Here is a 12523-nt window from a genome sequence, read left to right as displayed (position 1 = left end):
GCCCACCGACAGGCCCACCGTCAGCGCGCCGCGGGAGTAGTCGGCCCCGACCATCGTGGTCCGCACGTCGCCGTCGAGCGACAGCGCGTCCTCCATGCCGCTGAAGTACGACCGCGAGCTGCTGCTCCACACCGACAGGATGCCGCCGCGGCTCTCCCGGTTCAGCTCGAACTCGGAGCTGGAGAACAGGCCGCCGCCCATCCCCATCGAGCCGAACAGGCCGCCGCCGTGCATGCCGTCCATCGGTCCGTGGCCGGCCATCGCCGCCGCGCCGCCCATCGGCGCATGCGGGTCCGCCATGCCGAGCCCGCCGCCGCCCATGCCGTGCATGCCCATCCCGCTCGCGCCCATGCCCATCGGACCGGCAGCGCCGCCCATGCCCGCGCCGGCCGCGTGCGAGCCCATCGCCGTCGGGGCCGCACCGCCCATCGCGCCACCCCCAACCGGGGCCGCACCGGCCGGACCCGCGCCCATCGGCGCGAACGACGACAGGAAGCCGAGGGCGAACTCCCGCTCGCTGCCCGGCTGGAACTCGCGCCCGGCGAGCCGCGCCCGGAAGCCCCGCTTCCGCGGCGCCGCCATCCGTTCCTCGACGTGGGTGACCACCTGCTCGGCCGTCGCCCGCCCGAAGCGCGCCAGCAGCGCCGCCGGCATCAGGTCCGTGTTCTCGATCGTGCCCGTCGCCTCCGCGTCGCCAACGCGCGCGCCCGCCGCATTCGAGAGCCGCAGCGTGAACGTCTCGTCGCCCTCGTCGTGGCTGTCGTCGAGGATCGGCACGTTGACCGTCTTCGACGTCTCGCCCGCCGCGAAGGTCAGCGTGCCGGACGTCGCGGTGTAGTCCGCGCCGGCCGTCGCCGAGCCGTTGGCGGTGGCGTAGTCCACCGTCACCCGGTGCTGCGCCGTGGTGAAGGCGCTGCTCAGGGTGACGGCGAAGGCGAGCGTCGCGCCCGCGGCCTCGGTCGCCTTCGCGTCCGCGACCGAGATCGCCGGGCGCCAGTCCACCTTGTGGGCGGAGTCGTGGCCGAGGCCGGTGTGGCCGAGCTCCGCCTCCGCGTGCGTGTCCACCGAGATGATCGTCCCGCCGTTGAGCGCCAGCGTGTCGGCCAGTACCGCGATGCCCTGCGTCGAGTAGTTCGGCTCCACCACCGTGTGGGCGAAGTCCAGCGCGCTCGTGCCGCCGCCCTTCTCGTAGGCCACCTGCTTCGTGCCCCACTCCGCCGGGTCCATGTCGATCGAGAGCAAGGGACTGCCGGTCACCTTCACCGCCTGATCGAACGTCGCGCGGATACGGATCGTCTCGCCCAGCATGTAGGTGCTGCCCGAGGCCGGGCTCGAGACCACCGACACCCCCGTCACCGTCGGGGCGGAGGCCGTGCTGGTGCCGACCGGGCCGCTGCCCTCACCCGCCGTCTGCCAGTCCACCTTGTGGTTCGCGTCGTGGGCGAGTCCCGTGTGCGCGAGGTCCGCGTCCTCGCCGCCCGAGCGGATCGTCCCGCCGTTGAGCTCCAGCGTGTTCGCCAGCACCGCGATGCCCTGCGTCGAGTAGTTCGGCTCCACCACCGTGTGCACGAAGGTGAGGCTGTGCGTGCCGCTGCCTTCCTCGTAGGCCGCCCACTTCTCGCCCCACTCCGCCGGGTCCATGTCGATCTTGAGGCGGGGCGTGCCTCCCGACGTGTCCACGTCCACCACCAACTGGCTGAAGGTCACCCCGACCCGGATCTTGTCCCCATTGCCGTAGGTCTTGTCTGCGCCCGCGTCGGAGACCACCGACACCCCGGTCACCGATACCGAAGCGACCTGACTGTCATCGGGCCCGGTGGCGCCGCTGCCGCCGCCGGGCGCCAGGCGAAACGCAACCTTATTGCCGACAGTCCAGGAAAGGCCGGAGTTGCTCCAAGCCGCAATCTTGCCGGACTGTTGTTTCTGAGCGTCCGCGACGGCGAACTGATCGTTACCGACATGAAGCGTCAAGTCCGTGGGAATTGCCTTGTCCAAATGGAATTCCAGTTTTCCGCTAAGCGTATACAATAAGATTGCTCTGACTTGGTAGCTCGTGCCCGCTCTGTTGAAGGAGTCCCCCGTAAGGACGCTCCTGTTGCTGCACTTGGATGGGTCATTGTCTGTGCAACCCAGAATGGTGGACCCTGCCGCTTCCCCCACGGTCAGCGTGGCCGACCAGGGTGTGTTGTTGGTCACCGACCAGTCGAGGAATGTCGCCACGGCCGCGCCGGAGGCGGCGCTCCGCAGCGGCCCGGCGGATGGCCTGGTGTAGCGCACCTTGACCGTGTTGCCGGATACGACCGCCGAGGCCAAGGTCAGCGTCACCGTCTTGCCGGAGATGGCGACGCCGCCGGAGGCGACGTTGCGCCGCGCGCCGTTCACGGTGACGTGGAAGGCCGCCGGCGCCGGCACCGAGCCCGTGTCCAGATTGACGTTGAAGGTCGCCGTCAGCGTCTCTCCGTCCACCGCCGCGCCCTCGAGGCGCGGCCCGCCGCTGCCGCCCGACCCCGTCAGGCGGAGCGAGACCTGTTGGTTCGGCCCCCAGCCCACGTCGGTATTCCATGCCGCGTCCTTGCCGCCGTTGGAGAGACTTGCCTCGGCGATCGGGAACCGGCGGTCGCCGACATGCAGCGTCCAATCCCGCGGAATCGCCCTGTTCAGGGAAATCCAGAAGACCCGGCCCGTCGGGGCTCGGTCACTGAGGACCTTGTCGACCCGATAGGTCGCGCCTCCGTGCAGGAAGGAGTCGTTGTCGAGCCGAGTGCTGCATGAACCGGGGTCGACGCCGGGCCTGCTGCCACAGCCAAGGTTGGCGCCGTTGCTCTGCCCCCCGACGGTCAGCGTGGCCGACCAGATGGCCCCCAGCGTGTCGTTGGTCACCGCCTGATCGCCGAAGGTCTCCACGGCCTCGCCGAAGGCGGCGCCCCGCAGCGGCCCGTCCGACGGCTTGGTGTAGCGCACCTTGACCGTGTCGCCGCGGCTCACCGCCGAGGCCAGGGTCAGCGTCACGGCCTTGCCGCCGATGGCGACGCCGCCGGACGCGACGTCGCGCCGGGCGGCGTTCACGGTGACGTGGAAGGCGTCCGGCGCGGGCACCGAGTCCGCGTCCAGGCGGCCGGTGAAGGCCGCGGTCAGCGTCTTCTCCGCCACCGTCGCGCTCCGGAAACGTGGCGCACCGCCGGGGTCCAGGACCGTCACGTCGATGTCGTGTCTGCCGGCATCGAAAGCTCTTGCGTCGTGGCCGGCCGGGTTCTGGATCGGATTCGTTGCCGGCACCGTATACCTGACGTTCACGTTCCAGCCGGAGGGAACCTCCTCGTTGAGGGTCAGCACCACGGTGGTGTCGGAGATCGATGTGTCGACCACCGACAGATTCAGGAACTGGCTCCCGGGGCCCCTTGCGACGACGATGAAGGCGCTCCCCAGCGGTATCGAGTTCTCGTCCAGCGGCTGGTCGTAGTGGATCTTCAACTCGCTGCCGCGCGCCGTCCCGTGCGACACCAGGGGGTACTCGTTGGTCACCGGCCGGTCGGAGAAGGCCGCCAACGCGGCGCCGTCGGCAGACCTCAGCCTGCCGCCGGTTTGCGACTGAGGGTGGTAGCGCACCGTGACCTGCCGATCCGACAGCTTCACCGGCAACTGGTTGTGGTTCCGCGACATGAGTGTCACGGACTGGCTGTCGCAGGTGGGCTTGTTGAGGGGCCACGCGCTGTAGCCGTTGTACGTGATGGTCCACCCGGACATTTCGGAGCAATGGTCGGTCCGGATGGGCTTGTCGAACTTGACCTTTATCTTGTAGTCGTCGAACAGCAGCGCGCTGGAGAACTTCGGCCGCACGTCGTTCGCGTAGCCGTTGACGCGGATGCGCAAGATATCGTTGCGAGTTGCCCATGAACTTGAACCAGGAGGCGAAGTTAGACTGGTATCGGCTATCACCCAGCCCGCGGCATGGCCGGGATCTTCCACGGTGGCCCGCGTCGAGGCGACACTCCCTGTCGTCGTCGAGTCCAGAACCACAGAGTAGACTCGGTTGGCTACGAGCTTGTGCCGCCCAGGCGCGGCGAAACTCTGAATGCCCGTCCCGAGCGACGACGGATTGGTCAGCGTGGCAAGGGTCGTCCCCTCTGGATTGTGTCCATCCACGATCCGCACTCGCAGATTCGCGCCCGGCGCAGCATCAAACTGGATGTCGACGCTGGTTAAGGTGAAGCCGTCCCGGCCGGGGGCGTCGTCGCCCGTGCTGAACAACTGGGCACGCCTAGTAATGGCCAGAGCTGGACCAGCCAGTGGCCGCTTTAGATTGGAAACCAGTGCGGTGGTCGGCGCCGGCCCGGGGGTGCGGGATACCTTCGCCCGGCCGATGACGGCCATGAGCGCCCTAATGCTAATGGTGGCATCAGCCGTCGTCCACGTTGTCTCCGTTTCCCTCCGATATTGTTGCTTCTCCGCAATGCTCCATCCGGCAGCCGCGCCGGGGTCCTCGCTGACACTTCTTGTAACTTGGAGTTGAATGGTACTCGTTGGCCACGTCGAGCCGCCTGACGTCTCCTCCAGTACGAGCGCATACGTCGTGTTTGGGGCCAGGCTCGCGTTCGAGGGCGCGGTGAAGGTGTTGGTCGCATTTGCGGTAAGCGAAGCCGGATTGGTGAACACGTAGCGGCTGCTGTGGGGTGCGCCCGAGGTAACGGTGTAGACGCTCACCCTGATCCCGGCACTGGCGCCTATCACCCCGATTTTCAGATCGACCTGGAGAAGTTCATAGCCGGCCGGATTGCTGCCGGTCGTGAAGCGGTGAGAGTAAACCCAACGACTACTACCGCGGAAACCGAGAGCAAAAAAAGCACCGGTGTCCACCGTCTGCTCGGTATTGCCGACCAGCTTGACCGGGGTCCGCGCCTCGGCGGTCTGCGCGCCCGGCAGCAGAAACAGCGCCGCCGCGAGGAGGCACGCGACCCCGCGGCCGAAGCGCGCCAGACGTACGGCACGGAAACGGGAGAGAGGCGGGGAAGGACGGCGCCCGTCCCCGGCGTGCAGGTGCTCAGACGGACCGGGGCTCAAACCCGCAGCTGGCTGGCTGGCTGGCTGGCTGGCTGGCTGGCTGGCTGGCTGGCTGGCTGGCTGGCGCAAAAGCCATGCCACCGCTCTGCCCCGTCATGACTCTCAACATCACCAATCTCCACTCTGCTCGGCACCGCCAGCCTCCACTTGACTGGGCTCCGCAAGTCGCGATCGACCCGCACCCACCGCGCGCCACTCCCCAGACCCGCCAGCTCGCATTCGGATTTCACCCTCAACGTGGACCGCTCGAAGGGTTAGAGATGGATCCTACCAGATAATTTCGTCTTTATTTCGTGTTGCTAGCTGCCTCTATCGTGTGTTTTTCGTCAACATTCGCTATACTCGCACCGCCGAGCACATCAGAGGCCGGAAACGCCCCGTTCCGGTCCTCGACAACGCGATTCGCGCCGACCCGGCGGAAGGAGACCTCTTGACACGGCCCGGCGATGCGCGGCAGGAGATCCAGGCGCTGCGCGAGCGCATCTCCACGCTGAGCGGGGCCATCCTGCGCATCAGCGCCACGCTCGACCTCGACACCGTGCTCGCCGAGGTGGTCGAGAGCGCCCGCACGCTCACCGGCGCCCGCTACGGGGTCATCGCCACCGTCGACGAGGCGCGCGCGCCCACCCGGGAGTCGGTGTTCTCCGGCTTCACGCCCGAGGAGGAGCGGGAGCTGGCCGCCTGGCCCGACAGCGGCCGCCTGTTCGAGCACCTTTGCCACCTGCCGGGGCCGCTGCGGCTCACGGACCTGGCCGGCTACGTCCGCGCGCTCGGCATCGCGCCCGCGCGGATGTTCTCAAGGACCTTCCAGGGCACGCCGATGCGCCACCGGGGCACCGACGTCGGCCACTTCTTCCTCGCCGAGAAGGCCGACGGCGAGGAGTTCACCGACGACGACCAGGAGGTGCTGACGCTGTTCGCGTCCCAGGCCGCCGCCGCGATCACCAACGCGCGGACGCACCGCAGCGAGCGGCGCGCGCGGGCCGACCTCGAGGCCCTGGTCGAGACCTCGCCGGTCGGCGTCGTGGTCATGGACGCCCGCGCCGGCCGGCCGGTCTCGTTCAACCGCGAGGCCCGGCGCATCGTCGACAGCCTGCGGACGCCCGGCCGTCCGCCCGAGCACCTCCTGGAGGTGGTCTCGGTCCGCCGCGCCGACGGGCGGGAGGTGTCACTGGCCGAGATTCCCCTGGAGCAGACGCTCAGCACCGGCGAAACGGTGCGCGCCGAGGAGGTGGTGCTCTCGGTCCCGGACGGGCGCAGCGTCAGGACGCTCATCAACGCCACGCCGATCCGGGCGGAAGGCGGCGAGATCGGCTCGGTGGTGGTGACCCTGCAGGACCTGGCGCCGCTCGACGAGATCGAGCGGATGCGGACCGAGTTCCTGGGCTTGGTGGGCCACGAGCTGCGCGCCCCGCTGCTCGCCATCAAGGGCTCGGCCGACGCGGGGCTGGAGGAAGAGGCCGAGCTCGACCCGGCCGAGATCCGCGAGTTCTTCCGCATCATCGCCGAGCAGGCCGGCCACATGCGGGGCCTCATCCGCGACCTGCTCGACGCGGGGCGCATCGACGCGGGCACGCTCTCGGTCGCGGCGGAGCCCTCGGAGGTGGCCGCGCTGGTCGAGCGGGCGCGCAGCACGTTCCTGAGCGGCGGCGGCCGGCACGCCGTCCTCGTCGACCTGCCGGCCGGCCTGCCCCCCGTGATGGCCGACCGCCGGCGCATCGTGCAGGTGCTCAACAACCTGTTCGCCAACGCCGCGCGGCACGCGCCCGAGTCGACCCCGATCCGGGTGGCGGCCGTGCGCGAGGACGCGCACGTCGCCGTCTCGATCTCCGACGAGGGGAGCGGGGTGGCGCCCGAACTGCTCCCGCACCTGTTCAGCAAGCACTCCGGCGGCAGGCCGGGCGCGACGGCGGGCCACGGCCTCGGGCTCGCCATCTCGAAGGGGCTCGTCGAGGCGCACGGCGGCCGCATCCGGGCCGAGAGCCCCGGCGCCGGCCACGGCGCCACGTTCACCTTCACCGTCCCGGTGGCCGGCGAGGCCGGCGCGGCGGCGGCCGATCGCGCAACCGCCGCGGCGCCCGCGCCGGAACCCGGCGAGCCGTTGCGCATCCTGGTGGTGGACGACGACCCGCGGGCGCTTCGCTTCGTCCGCGACGCGCTCTCGGAGGCCGGCTACGCCCCGCTGGTGACCGGCGCGGCCCACGACCTGCCGCGCATCATCCGTACCGAGAGGCCGCGGCTGGTGCTGCTCGACCTGATGCTGCCCGACGCCGACGGCATCGAGCTGATGGGGCAGGTTCCCGAGCTGGCCGACCTGCCGGTCATCTTCATCTCCGGCTACCGCCGCGACGAGACCGTCGCCAGGGCGCTCGAGGCTGGGGCGGCCGACTACCTCGTCAAGCCCTTCTCGCCGACCGAGCTGGTCGCCCGGGTCCGGGCGGCGCTAAGGCGCCGCGAGCAGCCCGAGCCGTTCGTCGTCGGAGAGCTCGCCATCGACAACGGCCGGCGCCGGGTGACGGTCGGCGGGGAGGCGGTCGACCTCACCGCCAAGGAGTACGAGCTGCTGCGCCTGCTCTCGCTCGACGCGGGACGGGTCGTGACCTTCGAGACGCTGCTGCGGCGGGTCTGGGGCAAGCCGGAGAGCACCGCCACGAACCTCGTGCGCAATTTCGTCAGGAACCTGCGGCGCAAGCTCGGCGAGAGCGCGTCCAGCCCCGCCTACCTGCTGAACGAGCGCGGCGTCGGCTACCGCATGGCGAAGCCGGCAGGCCGATAGGACGTGACGCCGGCGCGTGAGGGCCCGTCGCGGCGTTGTCTGTTGGGGACTTAGCCCGTTCGCGCACGGCGTTCATCGAGTTCGACAGCCACTCTGTCGGCCTGCTCACCGGTAGGGGCGTGCTTGTGCGTGGGGGCTCGGCACGAGTGCCGCTCACTCACGGCATTAACGACGTTCAGTCGCGCCCGCGTGCTGTGTCCCGGGACGCTCCTTCCTTCAATCAGCCGCCAGGCGAGCCGCCGGATCTCGCTCAGTCTCGCGGGCCGATAGTCCAGTCTGCTCGACGCTGACGTTGACGTGCCGGTTCGGCGTCGGCGACTCCTGCTCGTGCATGTGTCCGTGGACGTTGACCGCGCCGTGCGGCACCTGCACCAGCGGCACATGGGTCAGCACCAGCGGCGGGTCGCCCGCCGCGTACAGCGTCACCGCCGTGCGGTCGACCTCGAACAGGCGGATCCGGTTGACGGGGTCGACGTCGTGGCGTGTAGGCGTCCTGCGACGCGAACCCTGGTCGGCCCGGGGAACACAACCCGGTCGTTCTTCACGGTGTAGCCGGCGCGCCGCGCTGGAACCGACGTTGGCCAACGTCCAGGGGATATGGACACATGCGGCCCGAGCCGACCATGATCCATGCGGCGCCCGCACCGCGCGGCGCTAACGCGCCGCCGGGACGACGGCGCGGGTATGCCGTTCCCGACCAGCCGGTCCGCGCCGGCTGGGACGGCCGACTACCAGGACAGCACATGATGGACACCCTGTACGAGCCTCTGGCGGCGATCCTCAACGAAGCGAGCTTTGAGATGGAGCACGGCGAGGGCGACGGGCCCGGCCGGCGCGTGTCCGCAGCGGAGCTGCGCGCCATCTACTCCCGCGTGGACGCGCAAGCCGTCCGCAGGAGAGCACGCCTGCTGGCGCCTTCGGCGCTGTTGGCCCAGTTCGTCGACGCTTTGCGGCTCGCGTTGGAGCCGGTCATCGATCCCGACACCGACAGGATCGGGCATGCCTTTCCGATCGACATGGATTTCGATCAGCGCAGCACCCTGCAGGCCGGCGGTTACTGCGACCAGGAGTTCACCTCGTTGCTGCCGGACTTCGCCCGCGTCGCCGTGCAGGCGGCGGCGATCATCGGCGTTGACGCAACCGTCCGGTTGCTGGCCGACTGGAACCGTGGCGAACCGGTGCGACTCCACCTGTCGACGGTCCTCAACAACCTGCCTCTCAGCGCCGCCGTGTCCCTGCGCGACGACATTCGGCTGGTTCCGTTGCCGCTGACGACGTCCGAGCTGCCTCGTGTGCCGGTCGTTGAGAGTGTTCCCGCCAGAGACTTGCTGGGCTTGACGATGTTGAAGCTGCACATCTCTGCCTCTCCGACGCTGTTCCGCCCGGACGCGGCGAGCCACGACCAGGTCGTCCGGTCCAAACCCGCCGCGGGCGCTGACCTCGACCTCGTCTGCGAGCTCCTGTCGCTTCAGGCGAATCGTCACGTGGCTCGCAGCGTCGTATGGCACGACTACCCGGATGCGGCACCCTTTCGACTTGCGATTCGTGAGATCTGGTCTCAAGGCGACGACCGGCCGAGGCCCCGGCGCTGGAAGGGAAGCTCCCATGCGCGGACGGGAGCGGTGACGATTGTGCCGGCTGATGAGCCCGTTCAACGTCTCGATCCGGATCGGTTCCGCCACCTGTTGACCGCGCTCGGCGGCGCCCACAGGAAGCTCCGCATTGCGCTCGATCGTTGGAGACGCTCGAAACGCGCCACCCTCCCGGTCGACGCCTACATCGAGCTTCGCATCGCGCTCGAGGCGCTGTACCTGAAGGACTTCGCCGACGAGAACAGCGGGGAGCTGCGATTTCGGTTGGCTCTCATGGGGGCTTGGCACCTCACCGAGGATCCTGAAGAGCGGCGGTCCATTCGCAAGACCCTGCGCGACGCCTACGACACGGCCTCGGGAGCCGTACATACCGGCGAGATCAAGGACGAGCACCGCGTGAAGTTGTCGGACGTCCAGGACCTTTGCCGGCGGGGGATACTGAAGCTGCTCCGTGAGGGGCCGCCGCAGGACTGGGGGGACTTGGTTCTCGGCGCTGGAGTCCGCTAGGCGAACGGGATGTCGGCGACGACGTCGCCGAGGCGGCTCGTCTCGCAGGGGGCAGGCTCGTTTCGACGGCGGCGGCCGGTGTCGGGTTTACGACATGGCGACGGTGCCGTCGGGAGGCGGCTCGGTGGCGCTCGAGCGCCGGCATGTGGTCGCCGAGGGTGTGGTTCGCCCGCCGGTTCGGTGAGCCTCTGCCCGGGTGCTGTCGTGGCTGTCGGCCGAAGGCGGTCCGGCGGTGCGTCTCACGTCGCGTGCCGTAGTGCGCCCGTCAGGCCGCAAGCTGCGGTCGGCGGCCGTGCCGGCGCGGCCTGCACGCTCGTCGGCGGCATCGACGGGTTCGTCGGCCAACCGTATCATCCTCGGGGCCATCAGGCCGATTCAGGTGCGTCATGTTCGTCCGTGTCTGGCGACCCCTCGCCCAGGGTGACATCGTTGCTGGCGGTCGGCGACGACGGCCGAACCGTCCGCCAGTCGGCGGCCGGCACGTCGAATGATCTGCTGGTCGCGTGCTCCGAGGCCCGCGCCCGTTCCACCTGCGCCATGTTGGGTTCCAGCACTTCGTACCGTCCGTCGGCGTCGGGGCCGCCAGTTCCTGCGACGACCGTCGGCCGCACCACCGAGGAGTAGCCGTGCCAACGCCAACGCGAGGAAATGCCGCAGCCGGGATGGATACAAGGCTCATGTACGCGCTGCTCGAACGGGCCGCGGCAGACGACGAAGGCAAGCTGGAGCTGTCTGACGAAACGGCCGCGGATCCGGCGGTCGCGGCGGTGCTCGGATTCCTGGTCGAGCAGTGCTGGCTTGCGGAAGAGGGCACCGGGACGTGGACTGTCACACCCACTGGCCGTTTCTGGTTCCAGGGCCTCGGCTACGGCGATATCGTGAAGTTCCACGAGTACGGGGGCGCGGTGTTCCTGCTCCACGTCGGATGGAGCAGGAACGAGACCATCGTCTGGCACAGGGGCCGGTTCGCCACGATCCGCATTGAGTTCATACCCCAGCCGGAGCACTTCGAGGTCCGAAGAGAGAACGAACCGACGACCACGCCCGGAGGGGTCGAAATGCAGGAGGCGCTGGCCGTCGCCTGCGGTCTCCTGGCGAAAGACCTGGAAGTGCCGCAAGCGCCGCAACGGAGCGAACTCAGGCTGCACATGTTGAACTACCTGGAGCAGCTGTGAAGCTACGCGCCCGCATCTGCCGGATCGTCCGGGACGAACGCGTTCCATTCGGCCTCGCTGTTGATCGGACCGCGATCGAGCAGCGCGAACAGCGAGCGGCGTGCGAGGTCCCGTCCCGACGCGAGGGCGCCGGTCAGCTCTTTCTCCCGCTTCCGCGGGTCCCTGCTGACGGTTCCGTGGACAACCTTCGACCGTGTCCTGTAGAACGCCTTCATCTCCTTGGAGATCGGGGGGGCCTCGTCTTCGGCTTGGCCCAGGAGCCACGCGGCGCGCAGGCTGATCTTGCGCGTGATCTTGTCGTTGCTGGCGAACGGACCGTACATGGCTTCCAGGGCGACGCTGGCGTCTAGCAGCCGGTCCTCCATGCCGAACCTGCCCCCGGCGATGCCTAGCGAGGCGGCGGTGCGCCGGATGGCCAGCTCCGTGCTGCGGTCTCCCTTCCCGGCGCAGAACGACAGCCATCCGCGGGCCGCAGCCGCGAACGCGCGGATGTCCGGCACGGATGGCTTGAGGTTGTCCGGCCAGATGTCGAACACGCCTATATGGCCCGAGGGGGGCTGGGTGCGGAGGTTCGGGTTCAACTGCTTCATCCAGGGCGGCACCGCCGTGATCGTGGTGTGGCTCACCAGCTTCGACCGCACCGCGATGCTCAACAGGTGCAGCAGGATCTCACGTTCTCCGAACACGTCGATGACCGACTCGACGCGATGGTCCGCCGGGAACCAGTACCTGTGTTGGAGGGAACCGTGCATGTCGCCGGAATCGTCGCGGGGCATTGCGCCGGGTCCCCAGTTGAACCGGCGGACCAGGACGGCGCGCGAGGAAGCGTGCGCCAACCTCCCAGGATGACGGCCCAGACCTTCGTCCCTTCGGCGCAGCCACGGCTCCGGATCCTCTGGTAGCCCGAAGCGCTCTCTGACGGCGTCGTAGGAGGCGAGATACGCCCCTCGCCCCAACGGGATCGGCTCGTCGAGTTCAAGGCCGTGGAGCACCGTTATCTCGTGGGCGTGCAGTCGCACGCCATTCCCGGCGACGAGGAACCGGTGCAGGAGCGTCGCCGCGTACGCCCCGCCGACCCTCGCTGATAGCTTGGCGAGGCAGCCGATCAGGGACTCGACATCGTCGGTTCCGCGTCCGAACACGGCTCCGAGGTGGAATCCGTCCTCCGATCCGGCGGACCACGCCCGAGCGATCGCGGGGTGCTCCCGCAGCAGGTCCAGCACGCCATCCGGCAATTCGTCAATCCAAGGATGGGATTCCTCGAACAGCTTGGCGGCGTAGGCGTCGGTGTTGGCGAGGCTCGCCATTTCGAGGTAGTGGCGGTGCATTTCCCGCCGGTAGGTGTCTGTTTTGACTGTCCCGTTGGAAATGGCAAGTTGAAAAGGGACCCCCGTGGCAACGTGAAAAGGGACCCC

The 12523-nt window shown here is 69.0% G+C and carries 6 protein-coding genes; 3 read left to right on the top strand and 3 right to left on the bottom strand.

The features are described from left to right. A partial coding sequence (locus tag F4X11_01940) for a hypothetical protein (protein ID MYN63783.1) occupies positions 1-5139 on the bottom strand: 5139 nt, incomplete at its 3' end. A gap of 349 nt (positions 5140-5488) precedes the next feature. On the opposite strand from F4X11_01940, the gene F4X11_01935 reads away from it, so the two are divergent. Next, a complete protein-coding gene (locus tag F4X11_01935) occupies positions 5489-7834 on the top strand; it encodes a response regulator (protein MYN63782.1) in 2346 nt (781 codons plus the stop codon). A 216-nt stretch (positions 7835-8050) separates the two neighbouring features. Here the strand turns inward: F4X11_01935 and F4X11_01930 are convergent, their stop codons facing one another. After that, positions 8051-8260 (bottom strand): hypothetical protein, encoded by a 210-nt coding sequence (locus F4X11_01930; GenBank protein MYN63781.1) that lies wholly within the window; start codon positions 8258-8260, stop codon positions 8051-8053. A gap of 317 nt (positions 8261-8577) precedes the next feature. On the opposite strand from F4X11_01930, the gene F4X11_01925 reads away from it, so the two are divergent. Then, positions 8578-9933, top strand: a complete 1356-nt coding sequence (locus F4X11_01925) for a hypothetical protein (protein MYN63780.1) — start codon at positions 8578-8580, stop codon at positions 9931-9933. 662 nt (positions 9934-10595) lie between these two features. Then, entirely contained in the window at positions 10596-11108 is a 513-nt protein-coding gene (locus tag F4X11_01920) for a hypothetical protein (GenBank protein MYN63779.1), read from the top strand. A 2-nt stretch (positions 11109-11110) separates the two neighbouring features. Here F4X11_01920 and F4X11_01915 read toward each other — a convergent pair whose 3' ends face one another. Further along, positions 11111-12436, bottom strand: a complete 1326-nt coding sequence (locus F4X11_01915) for a hypothetical protein (protein MYN63778.1) — start codon at positions 12434-12436, stop codon at positions 11111-11113. Positions 12437-12523: the final 87 nt, after the last annotated feature.

It is taken from the genome of Acidobacteriota bacterium (assembly GCA_009861545.1).
In the GTDB taxonomy this organism is placed as follows: domain Bacteria; phylum Acidobacteriota; class Vicinamibacteria; order Vicinamibacterales; family UBA8438; genus WTFV01.
This window is presented reverse-complemented; position numbering and strand designations above follow the sequence as displayed.